Genomic DNA, 25,758 nt, shown 5'->3' on the forward strand with positions numbered 1-25,758 from the left:
CAATTTTCTATTGTTTAGCAGAAAAATTTTTCAATATTGATTCAATTTTGAATATCAGATTCCTATACAGCGATCCACTATCACAATTATTCCTAATTTCCTAACCTCCTTTAAGGAAATTAACTACTGTTTAAATTCGGCAATAGTGTAGTATTTGATTATGGGTACCCAAATGAGCTCTGCAAGGCGAGGTGTTGCAACTGATGAAATGAAGCTGGTTGCAAAAGATGAAGATGTCTCCCTTGATTGGCTAGTCAAACAAATTGCAAAGGGTTCGATAATAATTCCTAGTAACAATGTAAGGCCTCAAAAGATCCATAATGTAGGAATTGGAAAAGGTCTAAAGACTAAAGTCAATGTCAACATTGGAACTTCTACACTTAATGTAAATCTCGATGAGGAGATTGAAAAGGCAAAAGTTGCTGTAAAGTATCATGCTGACACTATGATGGATCTTAGTGATGGAGGCGATGTAGGCTCTATAAGGCGTGCAATCATGGAAGTGTCCCCAATTACTTTTGGAACTGTTCCAATCTATGAGGCATACAATCACGGAGTTGAAGTTCACAAGAACCCATTAAATCTCACTGAAGATGATTTTCTAAATGCATTTGAAAACAATGCAAAAGATGGTGTTGATTATACCACAATTCATGCTGGAATAACCAAAGATATTGCTAAACGAATTCTAAAAGTACAAAGACATGGTGGTGTAGTCAGCAAAGGTGGAACTATTACTGCAGCATGGATGCTAAAATATGATAAAGAAAATCCATATTTTGCTCATTATGATTATTTGATTGAAATTGCAAGAAAATATGATGTTACATTTAGCCTCGGAGACGCTTTACGACCCGGCTCAATTTTAGACTCCCACGATGAATTACAAGTTCAAGAAATGATTAACGTTGCTCGTTTAACAAAACAGGCGCATGAAAAAGATGTTCAAGTGATGGTGGAGGGTCCAGGACATGTTCCACTAAATGAAGTTGCTGCAAATGTGAGGTTAGCAAAATCGCTTATTGGTGATGTCCCTTACTATGTTTTGGGACCTCTTGTTACTGATGTTGCATCAGGCCATGATCACATTGCTAGCGCCATAGGAGCTGCAATCTCTGCTGCTGAAGGAGTTGATCTTTTATGTTATCTGACTCCATCAGAGCATCTTGCTTTACCAAACAGTGATGATGTAAAGGCTGGACTGATTGCATATAGAATTGCTGCACACGCAGCCGATTTAGTAAAGATTAGAGAAAAAGCTATCAAATGGGATATGAAAATGACTGAAGCTCGTCGTACTCTTGATTGGGAAACACAGCTTGCTCTGTCTATAGACCCTGAAGAAGCTGCCAAGATTCATAGTCGTACCGGACAGCATCCAGGAAATAATGTTCCATGTACAATGTGTGGTGGTGCATGTGTGTATGTTATGTTACCACAACAAAGAAAATATGAAAAACCAAATGAAAAGTTACAACAAGTTGAATAGAACCTGTTCTAGACTTGGAACTGTTTTGTAATTGGAAATTTCATTGGGGTTAATCCACTTGTATTCTGAATTTTCCCAGTTTAGTTTTATTTCAGGATCATTTACTTCAAAAAGAAATGGAAAAATTTCCCATTCATGATTCTCATATTGTGGAGATTCAATTCTTATTTCATCAATTGATTTTAATAATTTGATTTGATCTTCTTTAATTCCAAGCTCCTCAAAGATCTCAATCTTTGCTCTCTCTAAAGGAACTTCATCTTTTTCTATGATTCCACTTATTCCTGCCCACAACCCCTTCATTGTTTTTACTTTTTCACTTCTTCGAAGGATGAGAATTTTGTCTGAATTTTTTAAAAAAGATGTTACAATTTTCGTTGAGCGCATGACTATTTTTTATCAATTACATTAACCATGGAAGTCAATTTCTTGTAGGAATTTTCTAGATTAACGTTTTCAGATAAACGCTCTTGACACGCTTTAACATAATTGATTACTTCTTCGGATTTTGCTTCTTGAACTGCAGTAAGTAATCTGCCGATGTCCTTCCAAAACTCCTCTGCAAATTTCCTTATCTCTGGATTAGAAATGATTGTCTCAATTAGTTCCGGTGATTCTGTAAGAATACTTTCTGCAAGAATTTTCTGGGCCTTAAATGTAGTTCCTGACATCTTTTCTGTCAAATTTATCTTATCATCTTTTGATATGATATTTGCAAAAACTAAATTCACAAGGTGTGTTAATCCTAAAATGACTGCAATTTTTTTATCATGTTCGTTTGCATCAATTGTTACGAAATTTGCTCCTTTGAACAGTGATTTAGCAACTTCGAGCTCTTTCTTTGCATCTTTAACAGGAACTGAAATGATGTTTTGATTAGTAATTTTTTTTGCTCCTGGTCCAAACATTGGATGTATGCAAATTGGGTTAATTTTAGCTGGTATCTTTAACAAAGCAGAAATAGTCTTTGCTTTTTGTGATGATATTTCAATTAGATATGTTCCTCTTTTCATCTCTTTGGCTATGAGGCGAATGATTTCTGGTGTTCTTCTTGTGGGTGTACATAGCATTACATAGTCTGCACTTAAAACTGCTCCAACAAGTGAATCTGATTTTATTATGGCCTTGCCAGGAATCTTATTTTCAGAATCATGACCTGTTACTTCAAAGTCTTGTGAGAGAAAATATTTTGAGAACCATTGCCCCATTTGACCTCCCGCACCAATTATTGTAATCTTTTTTTTCATATTTTTCCTCTTAGTCTATGATCGAGTATATCCATGCCTTCCATTAGTGTCTTTTCGTCTCTACAAGCAGAAAGTCTAATGAAGTCCTTATAATCTCCAAAACCTTGTCCTGGAGCTACTGCTAGACCTAATTCTAGTAATTCATTGGCAAATTTAATTCCATCAAAACCATCTTTTTTTACCCTGGCAAATACATACATCGCACCATCTGGCTCTACAAACTCTAACCCTAATTCTTTGGATTTTTTACTCAAAGCCATAATACGCGATTTGATAATTCTTGAGTTCTCACTGGTATCCTCGTTGAGTGAGCGTAAGGCTACATACTGCATGGGCTCTGAGACATTTGTAAGGGATAAAGCCTGAAGTCGTGACATTTGCTCAATGATTCCTTTACTAGCAATTGTATATCCTATTCGAAAACCTGTCATAGCATGAGATTTTGAGAATGATTGGGTTACGATACTTTTTTCATAGTTATACTCTAAAACACTTTTCCATTCTTTGAATGAATATTCTGAGTAAATTTCATCGCTAAGAACATACAAATTATTTTTCTTTGCAATTTGAATAATTTGATCCTGAATCTTGGTTGGAAGAATTTTTCCAGTTGGGTTGTTTGGATAATTTAGCACAATCATTTTTGTGTTTGAATTTATTGCGTCTTCAATCTGTTTGATTGATGGCTCCCAATTGTTTTCTAACGTTGTTTTGATAGTTCTAACCTTTACCCCAGCATTTAGGGCACAATCTTTGTATGCTGGCCATGCAGGTTCCAACACAATTAACTCATCTCCTGGATTCAGTAATGTACTGATTGCAAGAAAAATAGAAAATCGTGCACCTGGACTGACTAAAACATTATCTAAAGTTATAGATTGGTTGAATTCTCTGGAATTTTTCTGAGCAATCTCTTTTCTAAACTCTGGCATTCCTTGTGCCTGTCCATATTTTACAAATCCCTTGTCGTACACTTCGTCTAATGCATTTTTAACAATTTTTGGTGGCATAAAATCTGGTTCACCAACTTCCATATGGATAATTTTTTCTCCTTTTTCTTCCATCTCTTTTGCTTTTAGAAATATCGATAGATGCGTTTGTTTGTCAGTTGACTGCACTCTTACTGATTCATTTAATAAGAAATTCAGATACTTTGATGCTAATTTTTCATCTAATTGTAATTCTTTAGATAGTGAAAGTACTTTTTTCCTTAGATCTCCTTCTCTACTCTCGTCTGTGACGCTAATTCCTAAGCTTTTCTTGACTTGGCCAATTTCTTTTGCAATTTCGGTTCTCTTCTTTAGAAGTCTAATCATTTCTAGAGTAATCTCTTCCATTTGATTACGAAGGTTGTCGATGTCTGCCATGCTCTATAGAATTGGTTTGATGAAACCGCCTTGTAACGCATGATCTGCAATGGTTAATGCAACTAAAGAATCCACAACTGGTGGCGCCCGTGGTACAACACATGGATCATGTCTTCCCTTAACTTGCAATGTAGCAGGTTTCTTTGATTTGATATCTACTGTAGATTGTTTCATGGAAATTGATGATGCTGGTTTGAAAGCAATTCTTAGAACAATTGGCATTCCATTTGACAATCCTCCTAAAATTCCTCCAGAGTTGTTAGTTTTTGTAACTATTTTACCTCTTTTGATAGTGTAAAGATCATTATTTTTTGAACCAAAACTGGTTGCTCCTTCAAATCCTGAACCAAATTCAACACCCTTTACTGATGGAATTGAAAACACTGCCTTGCTGATTTCTGATTCTAATGAGCTAAAGATTGGTTCTCCGATTCCAACTGGAAGGTTAGTGGTAATTGATTCTATTATTCCTCCTAATGAATCTCCTTTCTTTCTTGCTTCCAAAATTGAATTCTTCATTTTTTTAGCAATCTTTTCATCAGGACATCTGACATCATTTGAATAAATCGAACGTAACATCTTTGATGTGATTTCTTTATCGGTTTTTATCTTCCCAATTTGCACTGTAAAAGAATTTGTTTCAACTCCGAGTGAAACTTTTAGAAGCTTTCGTGCAATTGCTCCGCCCATCACATGCGTTGCAGTCAATCTTCCAGAAAATCTTCCTCCTCCTCGATGATCATTGAACTTTTTGTATTTGATCATAGCTGGATAATCCGAATGACCTGGACGTAATTTTGTAACTAGATTTTCATAATCTTTTGAATTCTGATCTTTATTCCAAATTATCATTGTAATTGGTGCACCTGTAGTGTATCCTCTGAAAACTCCTGAAATAATTTCCACTTGATCTCCTTCTTTTCTTTGTGTAGTGATTATTGATTGTCCTGGCCGTCTGTAATCTAACATTTTCTGAATGTCCTTTTCTTCTAGCTCCAAACCTGCTGGACATCCGTCTAAAACTGCACCAATACATTTACCATGACTTTCACCAAAACTTGTTAGAACTAACCTCTTTCCAATTGAGCTACCAGACAATAATTATTTGATAATTTTTGATGCTTATAATTCCTACTTGAAAATACCCGTTATGTGTAGGGAATAATAGAAGGTACATAACTGGATTAAACTTTGAAATTTCAATGGTGTTTGAGGCAGTTCTATACATTGCAGTCTTGCTAATCTCCGCAAAATTATTAGGAGAATTATTGTACAGAATAAATCAACCCAGAATTATAGGAAATGTTCTGGCTGGTATCATAGTTGGGCCTGCGTTATTCTTTTTGGTTCAACCGATAGATGCTATTGAGTTATTCATCTCAATTGGTGTTTTCTTTTTGTTCTTCCTTATTGGTCTTGAAGAAATTGATCTTCCCGGATTAGTTCGGGTAATGAGAGGTAGAATCTTTGCAGGTTCTCTTGCTGGATTTTTCATTCCATTTTTTGTAGCCTCGTTTTTTGGACTTAGTCTTGATATGAGCTTCATTCAGGCTTTTGCTATAGGTAGTGTAATTGGTGCTTCTAGTCTGGGTGTTACTGCCAAAGTACTAACTGATCTTGGGAAACTGCGTTCAACAATCGGCTTGGAAATCTTTACAGTAACTGCAATCATTGAGTTTATTGCAATTATTCTTACCAGTGTTTTGATTCAGATCAACACCAGTGATACCCCAAACATATCTGAATTTTTGTGGTTGTTTGCAAAGATGGGAATTTTCTTTGCTGTAGCTGGATTGCTAGCTGTGTTTGCATTACCAAAAGTATTTCGAGTCATCCATAGTCATTTACGTGCACAACAAGTTTACTTTGGTTTGGTAATTGGAGTAATCTTACTGGTTGCATACTTTGCCGAAATAAGTGGAATACATGGAGCCATTGGTGCACTATTGTTAGGAATTGCAGTATCTAGAATGAACAGAGAAGAATATCTTGAAATATCAAAAAATGTAAATGCAGTAGGTTATGGAATTTTTATTCCCATGTTTTTTGCTGGTATAGGATTACATTTTACTACAAAATTTGTTGAAATAGATCTTTGGATAATTGCTGCCTTTATTGGTATAATCGTGGGTGTAAAATTCATTGGATCGTACATTGCAGTCAAAATCGCCAAGATGCGTCCTGCAACAACAGTTGCTTACGGTGTAATGTCTAAGGGTGCAGTTGACTTGGCTCTTATGTTGTCCTTACTCCAAGTCAATATGCTAGATGACAGTTTATTCTCTTTACTAGTTCTTGGTACGTTGATTACAATGATAATCTCAAGCGTTGAATTACAAAGAAAATTAAAGAAAATTGTTCAAGTCAAAGTTGGTAGTGTAGAAATTGGAATGCTTCCAATCTTCTTTAGAAGAACAGTTTCTGATAAACGAGCTCAGGATGCAATGTCAATAGATTTCCAAAAAACCAAACCCAATGTTATCGTAAAGAACTTTCTTAATTCTGATATTGATCCCAAAGAAGAAACTATGGTCATTGATGATGATGGTAGATTAATTGGCATCGTTTCAAAAAAGGAACTAAACAATGTCCATAAAAAAAGTAGAGATGTTGCTTTAATTTCAGATATCATGGAAAAGAAATTTCACACAGTTATTCCACAAGACTATATTTACTCAGTAATTCAGAAAATGAATTCTCATCACTTTGAAATGATTCCTGTAATAGAACCTGGTTTTTCTGGAAAAATAGTTGGCATTGTCTCATCAAAAACATTATTGAATTTACTGGCAGAAACAAAACCCCAAAATTCATCTGCTAAATCTTGAACAATCTAGGCCTTGAGGATTTTTTCTTCTAATTTTGCTTTTGATTCGTCTTGCTTTCGATAATTTTTAATGCCTTCCTCTAAAACTAATTCAGAGATTTGTGAAAAACTCCATGTTTTTCCCGATTTCATCATCAAGAATGTTTGAAGATCTTTCATGTCATCTAAAACCTTAGGACTAAGGGTAAAGGTAACCTGAATTTTTTTCAACATGATTTCTTCACATTGTGGATAATGTGCATCTGTTTTGTTTCTTAAAACAAACATGTTCTTTTTAAGCAAAATCAAAATAATATTGTATGAGTCCTAGCGTATTATTAGTAGATGATAACGAAGATCTTCTAGAATGCATTGGCAGCTTTTTAAAAATTGGAGGTTTTAATGTGAGAACTGCTCAAAACGGTTCTCAAGCTTGTATTGAATATCAAAATGCCAGACCTGACCTTGTAATTATGGATATAGTTATGGAAGGAATGGACGGATATGATACATTTTTCCAAATAAAAGATGCAGATCCTGAAGCCAAAGTTATTCTTATGACTGGTTTTCAAAAAAAGGAAAGATTCTATGAAGCAGAAAAAAGAGGTTTGTTTGGTTTTATTGAAAAACCATTTACCGGAAAGCAACTACTTGATTATTTGTCAGAAAAGAATGTTCTTCCTACAGCTTCAGTGTGATTGAATTTTATCCAACAGTTATAACTGCGCCACAATTTTTCATTTCTTTTATGAAACTTGGAAATGAGACATCTATAGATTCTGGGTCTGTTATTGTGCAATTTCCAACATACATTCCAACAATACAAAATGCCATAAACAATCTATGATCATTTTCAGCATTTAATGCAGCACCTTTTAGTTGGTCTGAGGGTTCTAAAATCATTCCATCACTTTTTTCAATTACTTTTATTCCAATTTTTTTTAATTCTCTAGAGATTATTGCTATTCTGTCTGTTTCTTTGAACCTTGCATGACCAACATTTACTATCTCTATTGGTTTTTGTGATTTTAATGCTAAAATGGATAATGGTGGAAGAAGGTCTGGTGTATTACTAAGATCAAATTTCCCACCTGAGAGTTTCTCTACATTACTTATTGAGATTGTTTCTTCATCAATTATCACTCTGACTCCTAGTGCTTCTAAAATATCGATAAATGCTTCATCTCCTTGTGGGAGATCCCCCATCTCCACTTTGATCTTTACATCCTCACCAACTAAAACTGCTGAAGACAACAATAATGCTAGACTGGAAAAATCTGATGGAACTGTAATTTCAGTTGGATGATAAATTTGTGGTGTGATTTGATAATTTTTGTAAGGAATTAATGTGTGTACTCTTACCCCAAATTTTTTCATTATTGCAATTGTAGCATCAAGGTATGGTTTTGAAACTAATTCTCCTTCAATCTTTAACTCAATGCCCTCTTTCGTAAGTGGTCCTGTAATCATTAATGCAGAAATAAACTGACTTGAAATATTTCCTGCAATAGTGACTTCTCCTCCAGAAATTTTTCCATGCACTGAAACAGGAGGTTTACCTTCTGTTGATGTACATTTTGCACCCAATGATTCTAACGCATCTAGTAGTGGCTGCATAGGTCTTTTTTTGAGGCTACTGTCCCCTGTAAGAGTTGTTTTGCCCTCAGATAATGATGAAATTGCAGCTGCAATTCTAATTGTGGTTCCAGAATTGGCAGCATCAATTTCTGTTGGATTTATCTTTCCTTTAGAATTTATTGTGATTGATTCGTTACTAATGGATATGTCTGCCCCAAATCCCTTACATGCATGAATTGTAGATTTTACATCTGCTGAATCTAATACATTGTGTAATGTGCTCTTTCCCTGTGATAGTGTTGCTAGGAAAATTGCTCTATGAGAATAACTCTTGTTTGTAGGGCAGGAAATAATTCCTGAAATTTTAGATTTTTCTACTTTACAGTTCATGAACTTCTGCCTTTTTGTTGTTTACCTCAGATGTGATAATTCTTCCTTCCATTGATGAAAAAACCTTCTTAATTTTTGTTAGACTGTCTATTTTTACTATTGCTGCAATGGATGGACCGTTTCCTGATACTGATGCACCAAGAGCTCCTTCTTCAACTAGATCGGTGATAATTTTTGGATCTGAATCTAGAATTGCTGATGTAGCTAACCCGTTTAGTATCATTGCATTCCAATAATCCTTATTTTTTGCAAGATTCCAAGCTTTATCAAATACTGCATCGAGTGTTTTTAGTTTCTTCACATTTCCTCTTTTTCGTGATTTTGGGATGAAAATTACTGCAATAAGATTTGTTGGTGCTTTTTCTGAAAGTATTGTTTTCCTTTTGTAGTTATCAGTCACTTGAAAACCTCCAAAATAACACGCTGTTGCATCATCATATGCGCCTGTGATACTCACTTTGGTTTCTATAGATGCATCAATTCCCGCAAGAAGTATTTCAGAATCAACAATTTTTGGTTGGAAGAGCTTTGCGCATGCCAAAGCAACTGCTGATGATATTGCACTTGAGCTCTTAAGGCCATACCCTGTTGGAATTTCAGAATCTAGCATGAGGCTTAACTTTGTTTTTTCTAGCTTTTTCTTTGGTACTACTTTCTCTATTGTTCTATTTATCAATCTAGAACTGAGACTTTGATTATCCGATTCAATTGTAATTCCTGTACCTGATGACTCTTCTACAATTGCTTCTACCTTTAATGAAATTCCTAACGTTGCTCCTTTACCTGTGGCAATTGCGTTTACTAGTGAAACTGCCCCATGTATTGTGGCCTTTGATTTACTCATCAGAAAACTCCTAGAACAGCTTTTTTCATTACCTCATAAGGTGCTTTTGTTTTATGCCAAATCTCAAATGCACGAATTGCTTGACCAAGTAGCATCTCGTATCCGTAAATTATGGTAGCTCCTTTCTCTTTTGCTCCTTTTATCAAATCTGTATTCATTGGATTGTATACTATGTCATAAACTATGGAATTTTTTCTGATACTTTTTGTAGGTATCGGACTGGGTTCATTTTTTAATCCGATAGATGTTGCATTAATAATCAAGTCATAATTTGTAACATCTCCAATCTCATTTAGAAGTGACACTTCTGTACTCATTCCAATTTTATTTGCAAATTGTGCCAAGGAATTTGCATTATCTCTTGTTCTATTTGCAATCATAATTGATTTCACATCCTCTTTTACTAATCCTGCAGTGATAGCTCTTGCTGCCCCTCCTGCCCCCAAAAGGAGAACTTGAAAATCGTTCATTTTGAGGTCTCTTCGATGTAATGGATCTAAAAATCCCTCCATGTCTGTATTGTAACCTTTCAAGACATTATTCTCATTTGAAATTGTATTTGCAGCACCAATCAAACTACAGTCTTCATCCACCTTGTCAATATACTTCATGACTTCAACTTTATGTGGAATCGTGACATTGAATCCAGAAATATTTATTTTTTTTAAGGATTCAAGCCCTTCTAATAGTTCGCCTTTAGGAATTCTGTATGCAATGTATGTGCAATCCATATTCAGTTCTTTGAATGCTGCATTGTGAATATTTGGCGAAAGGGAGTGGTCTATCGGATCTCCAATCACTGCATAAGTTTTTACCATGAATTTTTTCAATAATTGATTGATTTAAACTGTCAAGTCTGAGGATTATTTGTATACATTAGGATCCAATCCTGTCCCCTTTACTATTTCATATAGGACCTTAGAAATAACTGAATTAATTGATGGATGCTTCTTATGCATGCCAAATATTGCAAAATTGATATTTAAGATTTCTAGGTATCTATAATTGACTTAATCTCATCCAGACTGAATTGTCCTGGCGCTACTGCTTTTCCAAGTGAGACATACGTATATGGACTTCCCAAGTATAAACACAAAACTCTGGAAATTCTCCCCAAATCTCCCATAGAGAATGCAATTAAGTTAATTTTTGATGAAATACTGTAAAGCGATAAAACTTTTGATGCATCCTTGACTGTCTTTGCGGTTGTTACAATCTTTACGTTATTTGATATTTTTTTCATTTGATTCATTTTTTTCTGTAAATCATTCATGTTGGGGGTTTTTTTAAAATCATGCCAAGAAACTAAAATTGGGGTTTTTGTTTTTCTAACATAATTTAGAAGTGATCTATTTTTTCTTAAAGTGTTGTATTCTATGTCTAAAAGAAACGGTTTGTACTCTGAAATTAATTTTATAATCGATATTCTTTCTGATTCTTTTCCTGAAAATTTTCCTCCCTCTACCTTTGGTCGTAATGTACACACTGAAAATTTGAGATATTTTTTTGATAGCTCTAATGCTTGTGGAACATGTTCAGGTTTTAAAAAATCAAAACGGATTTCAACATAATCCGATCTTTTAAGTGCTTTTTTGATAAGCTGATTCATACGTTTGGGAGTTTTTTCTGCAATCGATACACAGGTTTTGTGTTTCATAATCTATTTTTCAAGAATGTATTCGTCTGATACTTCCATCCCGAAATGTCTTCCAGTAGCTTGCTTTGAATGTGTGAGGACCATATCTCCTTTCTTTAGATGTGTTACAGACACAAGATGTCCATTTGGTTTTACAAAACGAATTGTTTCAGCATCCTGTGCTATTATGCCGCCAATTTCTCCGTTTACCTGCGCTTTTATCATTAACATTGGCCTTCGTTCAATTTTTGAACGCCCAACAGTTGCTCTTCTTGCTCTTCCTTTTGAATCAAGTACTAACACCTCAGAACCAGTTTCTACTTCTGAGAGATACCTTGTAGTTCCATCAGGTGATAATGTATAACAATGAACTGCACCCGCATTTACTCTAAATGGCCTTGGAGATGTAAAAGAAGAACCAACCGATTCATTATGAACCAAAAATAGGAAATTAGACCTACTTCCAATTAACATTCCTTCACCTTTGTGAAGAATTGAAGCAGTATCTACGCATACTCGTTCACCATCCCCGACTTCTTTAATCTCAATAATTTTTGCTGGCTTTAATTCAAAACTTCTAGAACCAAGATACACAGATGCCTCTCGGACCTCATTAATTGATGATGTATTGAATATTACTCCGTCGACACCTACTTCTAAAATAGAAAACATCTTTCTAACCTCTTCTGGAGTTCTGGCGATAGCAAAAATTTTTGTGTGTATTTTGTGTAGTTTGGCAATAATGTTCTCCAAGGGAATTATTTTCCAATCTTTGACTTCAACAATTACAAAATCTAGGCCTTTTTTTGCTGACTCTAAAATTTTTTCAATGTCTTGATTGGATAATACTTTGAATCGTCTTCCAATTTTTTTACCTTTTGGTTTAGATGAATTTTCTTTTTCTAGGACAACATAATTTGCAGCGTTACTAGTGTGTACTGTAGATAACTTTGTTTTTCCAACACTTTTTGGATCTGCATACACTGTTTTGATTCCTTCATCGGATAATTGTTTTAAGAATTTTCCCAGTTGCGCTTTTGAAACTTTTGGAGAAATGATAAGCTCTCTAGATTTACTCAAGTCGTTTCGCTGCTTCCTTTGCTGATGATTTTTTAAATATTATCTCTGATAATGCTCCAACCATTTTTTGTGGATGCTTGTGTGCAAAAATATTTCTACCATAAGTTACGCCTTTTGCACCTGCCTTCATTGCATCCTCTGTCATTTGTAAAATATCTAAATCAGTTTTTGCTTTTGGACCTCCTGCTATAACAATTGGAACTGGAGTACTCTTTACAATCTTTGCAAACGAATCAACGTCTCCAGTGTAAACTGTTTTTACAATGTCTGCTCCACATTCTGCACCAATTCGTGCTACATGAGCAACAATTTCTGGATCATGTGGATTCTTTACATTTTCTCCTCTAGGATACATCATAGCTAATAATGGCATATTCCATTTGTGGCATTCTTCAGCAGTCATTCCAAGCTGCTCTAACATCTCTGGTTCTTCAGCTCCACCAACGTTAATGTGAAGTGAAACTCCATCTGCACCAAGTCGTATTGCTTCTTCCACTGTTCCTGTAAGCATTTTTCTATTTGGTGATAATGAAAGAGAAGTACTACTTGAAAAGTGAACCAAAAGACCAATCTTGGTTGGTTTGGGTAATGTTTTGAGAATTCCTTTGTTGATAATTACGCTTGTAAGTCCATGACCTTCGCAGTCATAAATGACTGAGTGAGGATCTTCTAGACCTTCAATAGGTCCATTTGAAATACCATGATCCATTGGAATGCAAAGCATCTTTCCTTTTCTTAAAATTCTATTTAGTCTAATTTGATGACCTGATACCATGCGATGATCTCCTCTTTGTGCCCTACTTAAAAATAACGTGAATGATTTTTATTCATATGCCTCTGATGTGTCACTTTCATGTATTTTGAACATAGACTTTGAATTGAAATTTTCTCTCAAGGATTAAATACCAAGCAAAGAGGATTGTTTCAAGGTAATTGAGCCAGCTTACTGAACAAATTCATTCAAGTGATATTGGAGATATACTTGATCATTCTCTTAGTGGTCAACGTCCAAGCAAAGAAGAATGCCTTCGTTTGCTAGAGTCCGAAGACGTTCAGCTAATGGGCTTAGTTGCAGGATATCTTACACAAAAACAGTTTGGGAAAAAGGCTTCATTTGTAAATAATATTATTCTAAATTATACCAACGTATGTGTTACTGATTGTAAATTTTGTGCATTCTATCGCTCTCCGGGCGCAAAGGATTCATACACTCTTTCTTTAGAAGAGATCGAAGCCCGAGTAAAGACTTCATGGGAGATGTTTAAGATTCGTCAAGTCTTGATTCAAGGCGGACATAACCCAAATCTTTCATTAGAATATTATGAAGAAGCATTTCAAATGATTCGAAAAAAATTTCCACAAGTTGGCGTGCATGGATTATCTACTTCTGAAATCGATATGATATCTAGAGTAGAAAAGTCATCCACAAAAGAAATTTTATCTCGATTAAAAGAATCTGGACTACAATCCATTCCTGGTGCTGGCGCTGAAATTCTTGTTGATACCGTAAAAGATGTAATTAGCCCAAAAAAGATTTCGAGTGATGAATGGATAAGAATTATGCATGAAGCTCATTCATTAGGCATTCCCGGTTCTGCTACCATGATGTATGGTCATGTAGAATCCAATAGAGATATTGCAGAACATTTCTCAAAAATTGTTTCTCTACAAGAAAAAACCAAGGGCTTTATGGCATTTATTCCATGGAGCTTTGAGCCAAATAACACATTGATGCAAAAAGAAAGTCTTGTTAACTTTGGTGCAGGTGGAACTCAACTATTGAAGATGATTGCCATCTCTCGATTAATGCTTGATGGATTGATTCCACATATTCAATCATCTTGGTTAACAAATGGAATTGGTATGGCTCAGCTTGCTTTACAGTATGGTGCTGATGACTTTGGAGGCACTCTGATTGGTGAGGAAGTTGTCTCTTGTACTGGAGCTCGCTCAACTGAGCTAACTGACAAACGAATAATTGATTCTATCAGACAAATTGGATATAGTGTAGAGGAACGGGATAACTTTTACAATCCTGTGCGTATGCACTAGAGTCCATACTGAGACCATTTTGCATCAACTAGGTCTTTTGTTTTCTCGTCTACCTTAACTTGCTCTTGAATTTCTCTTTGATATCCTTCTTCTTTGGTCTTTTGGGTTGCATCAATTCCTAGTTTTGAACCTAGATTGACTAATGGTGATGCAGGATCTAATGTATCCGTTGGAGTGTTATTGATAATTACGGTATCCCTAGCTGCATCAGCTCTTGTTGTGATGGCCCATATGACATCATTAATGTCATGAACATTTACATCATCATCCACAACAACAAAAATTTTTGTCAATGCCAATTGGCCAAGTCCCCATAGTCCCATCATCACTTTCTTTGCTTGACCTGGATATCTCTTTTTTATTGAAACAATTGCAAATCCTTGAAACCATCCTGCAGCTGGCATTGCAAAATCAACTACTTCTGGTTGAAACATTCGAATCAATGGCAAAAATGAACGCTCAATCACTTTTCCAATATATGCGTCTTCAAGAATGGGTTTTCCTACAATTGTGGTAAGGTAAATTGGTTTTTTCCTTCTCATAATTCCTGTTAATGTAAATGTTGGATATGGCTCCTGAGGAGTATAGTATCCTGTATGATCCCCAAATGGCCCTTCATCTCTTATGTCTGCTGAATCAACATATCCTTCCAGAACCATCTCTGCATTAGCAGGAACTTCCAAATCAATTGTTTTGCATTTTACCATCTTGATTCCTTTCTTTCGTGCAATTCCTGCAAAGAGATACTTGTCTAATCCTTCTGGTACTGGTGCTACTGCTGAAAAAACTGTTGCAGGCTCACCACCAATAATTATTGCAGCTTCGATTTTACTTCCCTTCTCTTTAGAAATCTCATGGTGTTGTGCACCGCGTTTGTGTTTTTGCCAGTGCATTAGTGCATGAGTGCTATCTACAATTTGCATTCTGTATACTCCAAGATTTCTAATACCCGTTTCAGGATGTTTTGTTGCAATTAATCCAAGCGTGATGAATTTTCCTGCATCTTTAATCCATGTTTTTAAAATTGGAATCTTATCAAATGAAGGTGATTCATCAATTACTTCAGTTACAGGACCACTTTTTTCTAATTGTGGGAACGAGTCACTCATCTTGGATAACTCTGGAAGTTTTTTTATTTTATTGAAAAGACCTGATGGAATATCCATCTTTGTAAGATCTACAATTCTTTGTCCTATTTCTGTAAAGTCGTTTGTCTCTAATCCAATCTCTAATCTCTTCATTGAACCAAATGCATTTCCTAAAACTGGCATATCATAATTTTTTACATTCTCAAATAACACTGCAGGGCCCTCTGAATACATAACTCTACGAAGAATTTCAGCAATCTCTAAATCTGCATCAACTTCTGTCTTTACTCTTTTTAGCTCTCCAGCTTTTTCTAACTTTTCAATAAATTCTGAAACGTCCTCGATTGGCACACTTGTAATGATTTAGGAATGGAGTATAAGCTTAACTGGAAAAATTCAGACAAAAACTTACTTTGCAAATATTTTTACACACGTCTCTTCATAAAATGTTAGGAGATTTTGGTTAATGGCAGAAAAAAAATGTGCAGTTTGTAAAGGTAATGGGATTATTGAATTGCTTGGCTCTGAATGTCCCTTTTGTAATGGTACTGGTGAATTCACAAAGACAGCCGAAGCCTATCTTGATTCTCATATCTGTCAATGCATTTTTCTAGACAGAAAAAAGTGCCCCTTATGTGGAAAGCGATGTCACCATGATACTCCAAATAAGCCAAAAATTTTGATTGAACCTTTTTAGAATTATTGGATTGGTGGTAACTCACTCTTTTTGTCATGCCCGCCAGAACCAAATTTACAATAAAAGCACAGGTCGGATTGCATGTGAGTAAGCTGCTCTACTTGGATTGCACCAATCTTTAATGCAATTTTTGTTAATAGCTTGTACTTGAGTGGCATTGCAGGAATTACTTCTTTCATGTAAACGATATAATGATCTGGACAGAACTTTAGAGTGACTTTTGCAGGATCTTTGGTTTTTTCGTTTACTTGTTTTGTAAAGTTGATCTGCTCTCTGATGTATTCATGTTTTGGACAAGGACAATCTTTGCCACCTGGATGTTTGTATGCTGGAGTATTCTTCCAATCAAATCCCGGATACTCTTTTTCAAAATCATCCATGACCATCCTTAGTCTGTCTGTGTTTATAAAATTTGGCAGATTCTCACTTGATATTAAACCAAATCTAAATAAACCCCGCTCAAACTTGCCACAATATGGTAGCAAAAAAGGCAACGACAAAGAAAGATCTAGAATCAAAGATTGCTGAATTAGAAGCAAAATTAGCAAAACTTTCTAGTCAAGTCCAAACACAGACAACTCAAACACAACCAAAACCAGCTGAAACAAAACCAGCACAGACACAAGCACCACCAAAACCACAACCTGCAGCATCATCTCCTAGAGGTTCATTACCAAAAGGAATGGGACAAAAACCAGCAGAGGCCCCAAAGCCAGCTGAGAAAGCAAGTTCATCCAATGTAGCTGCCGTTTTGGAAACTGTTTATCAAAACTATCCTATGACTAACACCCACGACTACAAAACAAAGGTTCCTGGTTATGCTCCAGCACCAAACAGATACTTTGGCAGATTACATGCTCCAAGAGGAACTGTACAAACTCAGAGCTGGAATATGCAAAAATCCAAAGTTCCTGGTTACACACAACCATCAAACCAATACTTTGCAACAAGAGCAAGATTGGCATATCATCCACCTACAAAGAAATTTGAGGGATTTGGTATGAGGGTAGATGGTGTAGCAGCTGAGGCCAAAGTGCAAGCAGCACCTCCAAAAAAGAGTGCAGCACGCGGCAGCTTACCAAAAGGTTTCTAATCAAAACCACTTTATTTTCTATTTTTATCCAAGACAGAAAACTTCATGAATCATAATGACAAATTTTTTGTGTGCCTCCAAAGATTGCCTGTCCCAACTGTGGACTAAATGAGTGGCTAGAGAATCCTGAATTGCATTATTTGCCAAGGGTTGAGGCCCTTGATGAGGGAAAATATGTTGCAGATACCACAAATGGAATTCACGTGAAAATATGGCGTTGCAATAACTGCATGTACCTGATGCATTTTTGGGAGCCTGATTAGCTCTTTTAGAAGATAAAATTTAGTAAAATTGTGATTTTTTTTGCAAATATTTTCTAACATTTCAGAAACAATATCGAAAAAATTCTTCTTCGATCTCACTTTGATCAAAATGTAAATAAACAGTGCTATATGTAGAACATCACATGGCAGCAAAAAAGGCAACGACAAAAAAAGACCTCGAATCAAAGATTGCTGAATTAGAAGCAAAACTAACTAAATTATCATCACAACTTCAAACGCCTCCAACTCCAAAACCAGCACAAACTTCACCACCTCCAAAACCAGCTGAAACAAAACCATCACAGACACAAACACCACCACCAAAACCACAACCTGCAGCATCATCTCCTAAAGGTTCATTACCAAAAGGAATGGGACAAAAACCAGCAGAGGCACCAAAGCCAGCTGAGAAAGCAGGTGCACCAGGTAATGTTGCTCAAGCATTAGAACACGCTTATCAAAATGCTAGAATGACTAATACTCACGACTACAAAACAAAAGTTCCTGGATTTACTCCAGCACCAAACAGATACTTTGTTAGAAAAACAGCACCTCGCGGAACAGTACCTACTCAGAGCTGGAATCTGCAAAAATCCAAAGTTCCTGGTTACACACAACCATCAAACCAATACTTTGCAACAAGAGCAAGATTGGCTTATCATCCTCCAGAAAAAACATTCACTGGTTATGGAATGAAAGTTGAAGGAGTTCCTGAAGCAAAAACACAAACACAAACAGCACCTCCACCTCCACCAAAACCAAGTACAACTCGTGGAAGCCTTCCAAAAGGAATGGGACAACCACAAGCACAGGTACAACAACAAACATCATCATCTAGTGGCAGTGGTAAGACAAAACAGGAACAGTTAGCTGATTATGAAGCAGAATATTTGGCAAGAATGGAGCGAGAGCGAAAAGAAGCCGAAGAACTACAACGTGCAGCAGCAGAACTAGCAGCTAAGAGAAGAGCCGAAGGCCAATCAAGCAGCAGTCCTGGTAAATCAAGAGGCACATTGCCAAAAGGATTCTAAAATCCTCTTTACTTTCTTTTTAATTTTTAAAACACTCTAAAACTTCTTTTGCGTGACCTGCTGGTTTTACTTTGGGAAAAACTTTGAAGATCTTTCCCTTTTCATCAACTAGAAACGTACTGCGATTAACGCCCATGTATTCTCTTCCCATGAATTGCTTTTTCCCCCAAACCCCAAATTTCTTTGAAAGTTCTTTTTCAGTATCTGCAAGTAAGGTGTATGTTATCTTCATCTTTTCACAGAATTTCTTGTGAGAATCTGTATCATCGGGACTAACGCCAATAATTTCTATTCCTTCTTTTTTGAATTTACTATGTTCTTTAGAAAACTCATCAGCTTCTGTTGTGCAACCCGGAGTGAAATCCTTTGGATAAAAATAGATGACATGTTTTTTACCTTTAAAATCACTTGACTTTACTTTCTTACCTTCTTCATTCAGTAATTCAAAACTTGGTACTGTGTCTCCTTCTGAGATCATAATTCCAAGATTACTTGTCCTCAATTAATGGCTTTTTACTTTGCTTGAGCAAATCATTGCGAATCTTTTATATGGATATTCAAGTGGCTGATGACTGATGGTTAATCCACGGGCATGGCTAGCAGAAGGCGTAGCAACGTACGGTCTAGTCTTCTTTGGTCCGTTATCTGTAATTTTAGCAGTAGCTGCCTTTGGACAAGAACTTTCAACTGAAACTGTCTTTTTCATTTCACTTGGACACGGTGGAGCAATCGCATTAATGGTTTATGCATTTGGACATGTATCTGGTGCTCACATTAATCCTGCAGTTACAATTCCGATGATAATTACTAAAAAAATTGGCATTGCAGACGGTATTGGATACATCGTTCTTCAAATAATTGGTGCAGTAGCTGCAGCAGCTACGCTAAAGGCAATTCTTCCTGAATTAGGTGCAGTTGTTAACTTTGGAACACAAGGTGGACCAAGCGACCTGATTAATGGAAGTATAAATTCCGCATTTGCACTTGAAGCAATCTTCACTTTCTTCTTGGTAACTGTAATCTTTATGACTGCAGTACACAAAAAAGCATCCCCCGGATGGCATGGATTCTCAATTGGTGGAATGGTGTTTTTGTTACACATCGTAGGCGTACCATTAACTGGAGCATCAATGAACCCAGCACGAACATTTGGTCCTGCATTGATTTCTGGCGCATGGGAGTTCCAATGGTTATATTGGGCAGCTCCAATCGTAGGTGGAATTATTGCTGGCCTGATAATGAACTATATCTTTGTCAAAAAAGCAGAGCAAGAATCTTAGTTAATTTCTAAATCGTAAACCACATTAAACCACTCATAACAAAATTGTTTGGACTCGTTGCATAGCATGGATAGTGCGAACGCTTGCGGAGCGTTAGGTCGCCGGTTCGAATCCGGCCGAGCCCGCTATTTCTCTTTTAATTTACTTTCTTCAAAGGTATCAGAACCATACCAGCAATATCTAAAGTAATCAAGACACCATTCATGAAACATAGGATCATTTGAGTAAAACATCTCCGATAGATCTGATTCGCCATTTATTGTGGGAAACATCACACAAGCTTCTTTTTCATTTAATACTAAAACGGTACTGACATTCTTTTCCATCTTTCTTTCTACCAATCCTTTTTCAATTAGTTTATGAAAACCTAATTTCTTTAGTAACTCTTTTCGCCCTTTTGGAACCACTGCTGACTCTGAAAAAATATATGAAAACTTTACTCCTTTTTTCACACGTTTTACTAGAGGCTCTATTAGATCAAGTGGAACTTCTGATAACACCTCATAGATGTATTCATTTGCGTTTTTGTAAATTGACTTCCATATCTCAAGTGTATTTGCAAAACCTTTGATATGATTACCAGAAGCAAGCTGCCCTGTTCTCATGATAAACTTTGATGGTAAATTACTAAACGTATGGTCTTCAAAATATTTTCTGTTTTGAGAAAAAAAGACCAACGATGGAACCTGTGTACACATTGTCTGACCAAACATTGTTAGGGAAAACTTTCCGTCCTTTCCCTTTTCAATTAATCCATGATCTTCTAATCGAATAAAATTTCTATGGACTTCTTGTTTTGTGGCACCTATCTCCTTTGCTAAAGCAGTAGGAGTAGTCTTCTTTTGTAATAGTTTGAAGAGAATTTCAAGTCTTTGGGGACTAGCAAGCTGCAAAAAATTGTTTGCTGCTTCTTCGAAGAGATCTACCATACTAGTCTCGAATCACTTGCATCATAAAAACAATGTCCAAAGATTAAGACTCTAAAACATGTATTAGATCTCTTAATTTTCTTCTTGATTTTGGTGGACGACGTTTGTCAGGATATCCTATACATAAAATGGAAGAAGGCTGTAAATCTGTTCCAAGTATCTTTTTGACTTTTTCTTCATCCAACATCCCAATCCAAATTGAGCTTAATTCTAATGCAGATGCTGCTAGCTGTGCATATGCAGCAGCTAATGTAGCATCTTGTAACGAAAACTTTGATAATGTCTCTGGAGGAAAGTCCATTTTAACTCTGGATGGATTCATACAAAAGACCAGTACAATCGGTGCATCGACATATGGTTGTCTGTTTGCTGCTTCAACTAGAGCTTGCTTGATTTTTTTATTTTTTATATAAAATACTTCAAATCCCTGAAAATTTCCTGCACTTGGGGCAGTATCTGCTGCGGCAAGTATTTTGTCTACTTTCCAATCTTCTACCAGATGTGACTTGTCAAATTTTCTAGTAGAGCGTCTTGTTGAAATAATTCTGAAATACTCTGACTCTGAAATTTTTTTCTCTTGTGACCCCAATATCGCGCTAAGCAGAGATTGTTTTTTTGATTCTACCTTTTTTGATTCAGATGATTTTTCAGATGTAGGATAGAACTCGTTTGATTTTACATCAATACTTTGTACTTCATGTGGAATTTTCATATATTCCAAGAGCTTCTCTCTGAGTAGTTTTGTATCAGCTTCCAAGTATCTTTCATCTTTTAATCTGAATTGTGAAACATCTGAATTCACTAAAATTGAACTAAATTCATCTTCTAGCTCTACCTTTCCTGTTTTTTCTTTAGATAAAATTTCTAATAATGAATCAAGCTCATCTTTTCCTAAAATAACTACATCCGAATCATCCTCATCTATTCCCTGCCAAACAAGTCTTACACCATCTTTTGAAGTGTATGGTTCTTCTACTTTAGTAAATTCTGCCATGATATGATTCAGTATAATCCATAAAAAAAGTTAGAGTTGCAGTTATGCTCCTGCAACCAAGTATGCACCTATTCCCATTCCCATTACTATGCCTATTCCCATACAGAGAAGATCAAAGGCAACAACTTTTTTGAATGGAGCGTGCACCATTTTTTTCCAAGTTGAAACTTGTTGTGTTTCCATGATAGTAGATAGGCATACTGCCACTTAGATTATGGTAAGACGAATTTACGACTGGTAAGCTGATTAGCTTACTAGGAGTAATGTATGTTGTAACCTATCTATATGCATGAGAATTGAATCTTGCAAAAAATGTGGCACGGAGCAAACTGCCAGCAAAAACCCTAGTCACAAATGTGTTGTATGTAAAGAACCTACCAAGTTATTTTGTCAAAAATGCAACTCTTATAGTGAGATTCAATTCCATGCTCATATCTTAGATGTGTTAAGCAGAGATAAACTTCTAGAGATTGAAAAAACTAACTATCTACTCCACTAACCGATTTGCTACATGTCGTGTTTTTTCATTATGAAAAACACCAGTTTTTATGCATTTTTTCACTATTTTATTTGTGTCAAAAATAGTAATGATAGTTGATGATGATATAGATTTGTTAGACGGTGTAAATGAAGTGATATCCTCAGCAGGATATAGGACAGTTACTGAAGTTGATGGAAAAAGGGCCCCACTTCTTTTTAGAGAATATGGACCTGATCTTGTTTTGACTGATTTTAGAATGCCTGGGCTAAACGGTTATGACTCTTATTTAGAAATAAAAAAGGCAAACCCAAATGCAAAAGTCATCTTTATGACCTCATTTCCTGATGATGTAAGATTACGTGATGCAATTAATCAAGGAGAAATCATCTGCTTGAAAAAACCATTCTCAAATGAATCTCTTTTACAAGTAATTGAAAATAAAATAGGTCATTAGGAATTTTATCCCAATCTTAACGATTTAGCTTTACTGACTGCTCTAGCAACAATAATTGTCAAAATCACTGCAATTATCGTCACAATGGTAGCATAGATAATCATGGGAATTAATGTGTCTGAGGTCCCAAAGATCTCTTTGAAGATTGCCTTTATTGCATCATTCCATGCAAGTGCCGCGACTAGTCCAAACGCTGCCGTTATCAAGGCAGACATTTTATCTAGAATTTGCTCCCTTACAGTTGGTTCTTTTTCAGGCTCACTCATGTAGAATTTTTACATTCGCATTCAATATGATTATTTAAGTTAATTAATCAAATCCATCTATCTAATCTGTTTTGACACAAATTGTTTGTGACATTAACACAAACATCATTCTATATGATAAATTACAAGAAATTTATTATTGAAAAAACATTTCTTTAGAATACTGATAATTGATGATAGCAATGCTATGCGGTATCTGTTAAGACAAATCATAGATCGTAATGACATTACACCGTATGTTGAAGATGCTCCAAACGGAATAATTGGAATTGAGAAATTCATCCAATTCAAGCCTGATCTAGTAATATTGGATTTGCGAATGCCTGATATTGATGGATTAGATGTTTTAAAGAAAATGCAAGAACTAAATCCTTCATCGTATGTGATAGTTATCTCTTCATCAACGGCAAAAATAGATACTCAGGATGCAATGAAATACGGAGCCTGTGATTATATCGTCAAACCTTTTGATAGAAACGAAATTGCCTTTAAAATCATTAAAGCACTACGTGAAAAAGCACGTAATGATCAAATGAAAGAATACATCACATCATTAAACAGCACAATCAAGTAAAAAATTCGCTAGCCAAACAAAAATTTCTTGCTCTTTAAGCTTTCTACAGTATTCTGTCTAATGGCTAAATAAAATAATCAAAAATCACGAATAATGAAAGTAACAACTACAATTGCTTTGCCTACTGTATTTGCAATTTTTGTCCTATTTGCAATTCCGGGCTTGGGTTCAGAACAATTAGCGTTTGCTGCAACTGATTTTAAATCATCAAACCTGTCTGGTGATGATATTTCAAAAAATCCCATGGCAAAACAAATTCTCGAAAGAATTGAGATTGCTAAACAACGAATTGCTGAACTAAAACAAAAGCAAATCCAGCTTAATGAACAACAAAAGTTCATCGAAGAACAACGAGAAGTAGCAAAGCAAAAACTATCACAACAGTTAGATCGTATGAATAAAGACTATGAAGACTATACTCCAAAAGCAGCATTTACAAATTTTGTATCAAAAATGCCTGAAAAAGTTCATTCCGTATACTGGGGAATGTTTGAGTATCAGTCATCTAAAGTTCAAGCAGCAAACGATGCAATGAATAGAATACTTGACAATGGAGGCAGTTATGCCGAAGCACGACAGGCGTTCAATGATATTGCGTCAACTAAACGCGTTCAATTAATTGAAATGACTAAAAACTTGAACATAGAAAATGGTCTTGCAGATGATAAAATACAACAATCATTTGATAGATACGGTAAACTTCCAAGAACTGAATAGTTCTTCTTCTTTTTCTTTTTACATTCTTTATCTATGGGGGTACCTCTTTGACTAGTAATCTTGAAAAAAATCAATCCTCTTGATGTCTTTTTATGGTCATTTCGACGAAATGAAAATGATGTTGTAAAACTTTACGATTCACTATCCGAAGTCATGCAATTATCCACAGGTGGAGATATGCTAAATTTTGGATTTTGGGACGAATCTACTGTTTCTCCAATAGATGCACAAGAAAAACTTTGTACTAAATTTGCAGAATTCTCACACCTAAAATCAGCTGAAAATATCTTGGATGTTGGAAGTGGCTTGTCAGCTCCAGCATTTTTTTGGGCAGAAAAATACCCTCATCTTAGTATCACCAGTGTGAATATTAATAATTCTCAACTAGTATCTGCAAAAAACAAACTATCACTGAATTCTCGATTTGATGTACGATTCATAAATTCCACTGCTACTTCATTGCCATTTGCAGATGACTCCATGGATAGAATATTAGCTTTTGAATCTGCCCAACATTTCAAACCCCTGGATTTTTTTATCTCAGAATGCAAAAGAATTCTAAAGAGTGATGGAATCTTATCCTTTGCAATCCCAATACTTGGAAAAGATTTTTCACAACCGCTTTTAAAACTTGGAATCTTATCGATGACTTGGTCTTCTGAACATTATAGCAAAAACCATATCCTGTCTACAGTATCCAAAAACAATTTTGAAATTCTTGAAGAGAAACTCATCGGCTCAAATGTATATCCTCCATTGGCAGACTATTATTCAAAAAATAGGGAATCAATCCAAAAAAAGATCCTGAAAAACTATTCTCCCTCTGTGGAAAAAATCCTTTGGAGATCAATTAAGAAGATGCGAGAAACATCAGAAAAAAATATCATTGACTATCTTTTACTTTCCTGCAAAAAAATCTAGTTACTATTACTGTCATTACCAAATTTGGAAGGAATTCCTTATTTCCTAAATAATTAAAATTGTATGCAAATGACAAAAAAATTCTGTAAACATTGTCAAAAAGAGTTTGAGAGTGGCGTTGGGATTTTTTGCTCCCAAAAATGTAAGGATGACAGAATTATCCACCTAAAAAATCAACTAAAAGAGGCTGTAGAACAAGACAAGGGTCACACGCAGGGGTTTTCAACAAACTCCTAGTGTTAATTCATTTACGACAATCACAGGCTTAAGTGCAAAAAAATAGTAATTTTTCCATGGTAAGATTAAGCTGCCGTGATTATGGATTCGAATGTGATTATACAGTTGAAGGCCAAAACTCTCAGGTAATAGTAGAAGAGTTTGGAACCCATTCAAATAATGAACATGGTATAGAATATTCTAAGGAAGCCTTGATGCAAATAATATTAAGAAAAAGAATTTATGCATTTCACTTTAAGTAAGA

30 protein-coding genes, 1 tRNA gene and 1 pseudogene are annotated in these 25,758 nt (G+C 35.5%); 15 read left to right on the top strand and 17 right to left on the bottom strand.

Annotation, left to right across the window (positions count from 1 at the left end; all coding sequences use genetic code 11):
- Positions 1-160: 160 nt before the first annotated feature.
- On the top strand, positions 161-1,489 hold the full coding sequence (locus DWQ18_02300; protein RDJ33772.1) for a phosphomethylpyrimidine synthase ThiC: 1,329 nt from the start codon (positions 161-163) through the stop codon (positions 1,487-1,489).
- Here the strand turns inward: DWQ18_02300 and DWQ18_02305 are convergent.
- The 4 genes from DWQ18_02305 to DWQ18_02320 are packed head-to-tail and all read right to left on the bottom strand — an operon-like array spanning position 1,472 to position 5,201.
- Positions 1,472-1,876 carry an NUDIX domain-containing protein gene (locus tag DWQ18_02305; protein RDJ33773.1) on the bottom strand — a complete coding sequence of 135 codons (405 nt, stop codon included), beginning with the start codon at positions 1,874-1,876 and terminating at the stop codon, positions 1,472-1,474. The two genes, DWQ18_02300 and DWQ18_02305, sit on opposite strands and share 18 nt — an antisense overlap.
- A gap of 2 nt (positions 1,877-1,878) precedes the next feature.
- Positions 1,879-2,736 carry a prephenate dehydrogenase/arogenate dehydrogenase family protein gene (locus tag DWQ18_02310; GenBank protein ID RDJ33774.1) on the bottom strand — a complete coding sequence of 286 codons (858 nt, stop codon included), beginning with the start codon at positions 2,734-2,736 and terminating at the stop codon, positions 1,879-1,881.
- Positions 2,733-4,073 carry an aminotransferase class I/II-fold pyridoxal phosphate-dependent enzyme gene (locus DWQ18_02315; GenBank protein RDJ33775.1) on the bottom strand — a complete coding sequence of 447 codons (1,341 nt, stop codon included), beginning with the start codon at positions 4,071-4,073 and terminating at the stop codon, positions 2,733-2,735. Before DWQ18_02315 ends, DWQ18_02310 begins: the two co-directional genes overlap by 4 nt.
- Before the next feature lie 33 nt (positions 4,074-4,106).
- Positions 4,107-5,201: a chorismate synthase gene (locus DWQ18_02320; GenBank protein ID RDJ33776.1), complete on the bottom strand. Its 1,095-nt coding sequence runs from the start codon at positions 5,199-5,201 to the stop codon at positions 4,107-4,109.
- Between the two features lie 104 nt (positions 5,202-5,305).
- Between DWQ18_02320 and DWQ18_02325 the strand changes: the two genes are divergently transcribed.
- Entirely contained in the window at positions 5,306-6,931 is a 1,626-nt protein-coding gene (locus DWQ18_02325) for a CBS domain-containing protein (GenBank protein RDJ33777.1), read from the top strand.
- 5 nt (positions 6,932-6,936) lie between these two features.
- Here the strand turns inward: DWQ18_02325 and DWQ18_02330 are convergent, their stop codons facing one another.
- Positions 6,937-7,197: a hypothetical protein gene (locus DWQ18_02330; protein RDJ33778.1), complete on the bottom strand. Its 261-nt coding sequence runs from the start codon at positions 7,195-7,197 to the stop codon at positions 6,937-6,939.
- Between the two features lie 32 nt (positions 7,198-7,229).
- On the opposite strand from DWQ18_02330, the gene DWQ18_02335 reads away from it, so the two are divergent.
- Positions 7,230-7,607, top strand: coding sequence for a response regulator (locus DWQ18_02335; GenBank protein ID RDJ33779.1), 378 nt, complete (start codon positions 7,230-7,232; stop codon positions 7,605-7,607).
- Positions 7,608-7,614: 7 nt separating this feature from the next.
- On the opposite strand, the gene aroA is transcribed toward DWQ18_02335, so the two are convergent.
- The 6 genes from aroA to DWQ18_02365 all read right to left on the bottom strand — a co-directional run bounded on the left by aroA (position 7,615) and on the right by DWQ18_02365 (position 13,212).
- Positions 7,615-8,877 (bottom strand): 3-phosphoshikimate 1-carboxyvinyltransferase, encoded by a 1,263-nt coding sequence (gene aroA, locus DWQ18_02340; GenBank protein ID RDJ33780.1) that lies wholly within the window; start codon positions 8,875-8,877, stop codon positions 7,615-7,617.
- Positions 8,867-9,721 carry a shikimate kinase gene (locus DWQ18_02345; protein RDJ33781.1) on the bottom strand — a complete coding sequence of 285 codons (855 nt, stop codon included), beginning with the start codon at positions 9,719-9,721 and terminating at the stop codon, positions 8,867-8,869. Before DWQ18_02345 ends, aroA begins: the two co-directional genes overlap by 11 nt.
- On the bottom strand, positions 9,721-10,539 hold the full coding sequence (gene aroE / locus DWQ18_02350) for a shikimate dehydrogenase (protein RDJ33782.1): 819 nt from the start codon (positions 10,537-10,539) through the stop codon (positions 9,721-9,723). Before aroE ends, DWQ18_02345 begins: the two co-directional genes overlap by 1 nt.
- Before the next feature lie 173 nt (positions 10,540-10,712).
- Positions 10,713-11,378 carry a type I 3-dehydroquinate dehydratase gene (gene aroD, locus DWQ18_02355; GenBank protein ID RDJ33783.1) on the bottom strand — a complete coding sequence of 222 codons (666 nt, stop codon included), beginning with the start codon at positions 11,376-11,378 and terminating at the stop codon, positions 10,713-10,715.
- 3 nt (positions 11,379-11,381) lie between these two features.
- A complete protein-coding gene (locus tag DWQ18_02360; protein RDJ33784.1) occupies positions 11,382-12,437 on the bottom strand; it encodes a 3-dehydroquinate synthase in 1,056 nt (351 codons plus the stop codon).
- A complete protein-coding gene (locus DWQ18_02365) occupies positions 12,430-13,212 on the bottom strand; it encodes a fructose-bisphosphate aldolase (GenBank protein RDJ33785.1) in 783 nt (260 codons plus the stop codon). The genes DWQ18_02360 and DWQ18_02365 overlap by 8 nt, the downstream gene beginning before the upstream one ends.
- 158 nt (positions 13,213-13,370) lie before the next feature.
- Here DWQ18_02365 and mqnC point away from each other — a divergent pair, with 158 nt between their 5' ends.
- Entirely contained in the window at positions 13,371-14,489 is a 1,119-nt protein-coding gene (gene mqnC, locus DWQ18_02370) for a dehypoxanthine futalosine cyclase (GenBank protein RDJ33786.1), read from the top strand.
- Here the strand turns inward: mqnC and DWQ18_02375 are convergent.
- Positions 14,486-15,928 (bottom strand): menaquinone biosynthesis decarboxylase, encoded by a 1,443-nt coding sequence (locus DWQ18_02375; GenBank protein ID RDJ33787.1) that lies wholly within the window; start codon positions 15,926-15,928, stop codon positions 14,486-14,488. The two genes, mqnC and DWQ18_02375, sit on opposite strands and share 4 nt — an antisense overlap.
- Before the next feature lie 115 nt (positions 15,929-16,043).
- Between DWQ18_02375 and DWQ18_02380 the strand changes: the two genes are divergently transcribed.
- On the top strand, positions 16,044-16,274 hold the full coding sequence (locus DWQ18_02380) for a hypothetical protein (GenBank protein RDJ33788.1): 231 nt from the start codon (positions 16,044-16,046) through the stop codon (positions 16,272-16,274).
- A 2-nt stretch (positions 16,275-16,276) separates the two neighbouring features.
- On the opposite strand, the gene DWQ18_02385 is transcribed toward DWQ18_02380, so the two are convergent.
- Positions 16,277-16,654: a hypothetical protein gene (locus DWQ18_02385; GenBank protein RDJ34317.1), complete on the bottom strand. Its 378-nt coding sequence runs from the start codon at positions 16,652-16,654 to the stop codon at positions 16,277-16,279.
- A gap of 95 nt (positions 16,655-16,749) precedes the next feature.
- Here DWQ18_02385 and DWQ18_02390 point away from each other — a divergent pair, with 95 nt between their 5' ends.
- From DWQ18_02390 to DWQ18_02400, 3 genes and pseudogenes are all read left to right on the top strand, one after another.
- The gene (locus DWQ18_02390; GenBank protein ID RDJ33789.1) at positions 16,750-17,367 is read left to right on the top strand and encodes a trans-sialidase; all 618 of its coding nucleotides are present in this window, start codon (positions 16,750-16,752) and stop codon (positions 17,365-17,367) included.
- 71 nt (positions 17,368-17,438) lie between these two features.
- Complete coding sequence (locus tag DWQ18_02395; protein RDJ33790.1) at positions 17,439-17,630, top strand: hypothetical protein; 192 nt, start codon at positions 17,439-17,441, stop codon at positions 17,628-17,630.
- Between the two features lie 143 nt (positions 17,631-17,773).
- Positions 17,774-18,421 (top strand): annotated as a pseudogene (locus tag DWQ18_02400) (trans-sialidase).
- Positions 18,422-18,680: 259 nt separating this feature from the next.
- On the opposite strand, the gene DWQ18_02405 reads toward DWQ18_02400, so the two are convergent.
- On the bottom strand, positions 18,681-19,139 hold the full coding sequence (locus DWQ18_02405) for a thioredoxin-dependent thiol peroxidase (protein RDJ33791.1): 459 nt from the start codon (positions 19,137-19,139) through the stop codon (positions 18,681-18,683).
- Positions 19,140-19,236: 97 nt separating this feature from the next.
- Between DWQ18_02405 and DWQ18_02410 the strand changes: the two genes are divergently transcribed.
- A complete protein-coding gene (locus DWQ18_02410) occupies positions 19,237-19,941 on the top strand; it encodes an aquaporin (protein RDJ33792.1) in 705 nt (234 codons plus the stop codon).
- A gap of 50 nt (positions 19,942-19,991) precedes the next feature.
- Positions 19,992-20,066: transfer RNA gene (locus DWQ18_02415), tRNA-Arg, on the top strand.
- Here DWQ18_02415 and DWQ18_02420 read toward each other — a convergent pair.
- Entirely contained in the window at positions 20,067-20,870 is an 804-nt protein-coding gene (locus DWQ18_02420) for a transcriptional regulator (protein RDJ33793.1), read from the bottom strand.
- 43 nt (positions 20,871-20,913) lie between these two features.
- Positions 20,914-21,864, bottom strand: coding sequence for a nitroreductase (locus DWQ18_02425; GenBank protein ID RDJ33794.1), 951 nt, complete (start codon positions 21,862-21,864; stop codon positions 20,914-20,916).
- Between the two features lie 548 nt (positions 21,865-22,412).
- Between DWQ18_02425 and DWQ18_02430 the strand changes: the two genes are divergently transcribed.
- Positions 22,413-22,799: a response regulator gene (locus tag DWQ18_02430; protein RDJ33795.1), complete on the top strand. Its 387-nt coding sequence runs from the start codon at positions 22,413-22,415 to the stop codon at positions 22,797-22,799.
- A gap of 5 nt (positions 22,800-22,804) precedes the next feature.
- On the opposite strand, the gene DWQ18_02435 is transcribed toward DWQ18_02430, so the two are convergent.
- Positions 22,805-23,065, bottom strand: coding sequence for a hypothetical protein (locus DWQ18_02435; GenBank protein ID RDJ33796.1), 261 nt, complete (start codon positions 23,063-23,065; stop codon positions 22,805-22,807).
- Between the two features lie 139 nt (positions 23,066-23,204).
- Here DWQ18_02435 and DWQ18_02440 point away from each other — a divergent pair, with 139 nt between their 5' ends.
- The 4 genes from DWQ18_02440 to DWQ18_02455 all read left to right on the top strand — a co-directional run bounded on the left by DWQ18_02440 (position 23,205) and on the right by DWQ18_02455 (position 25,756).
- A complete protein-coding gene (locus DWQ18_02440) occupies positions 23,205-23,639 on the top strand; it encodes a response regulator (GenBank protein RDJ33797.1) in 435 nt (144 codons plus the stop codon).
- Between the two features lie 93 nt (positions 23,640-23,732).
- Positions 23,733-24,356 (top strand): hypothetical protein, encoded by a 624-nt coding sequence (locus DWQ18_02445; GenBank protein ID RDJ33798.1) that lies wholly within the window; start codon positions 23,733-23,735, stop codon positions 24,354-24,356.
- A 153-nt stretch (positions 24,357-24,509) separates the two neighbouring features.
- Complete coding sequence (locus DWQ18_02450; GenBank protein ID RDJ34318.1) at positions 24,510-25,277, top strand: class I SAM-dependent methyltransferase; 768 nt, start codon at positions 24,510-24,512, stop codon at positions 25,275-25,277.
- Positions 25,278-25,570: 293 nt separating this feature from the next.
- Positions 25,571-25,756 carry a DUF1059 domain-containing protein gene (locus tag DWQ18_02455; protein RDJ33799.1) on the top strand — a complete coding sequence of 62 codons (186 nt, stop codon included), beginning with the start codon at positions 25,571-25,573 and terminating at the stop codon, positions 25,754-25,756.
- Positions 25,757-25,758 lie beyond the last annotated feature (2 nt).

The sequence above is a fragment of the Thermoproteota archaeon genome, from assembly GCA_003352285.1.
Taxonomy (GTDB): domain Archaea; phylum Thermoproteota; class Nitrososphaeria; order Nitrososphaerales; family Nitrosopumilaceae; genus PXYB01.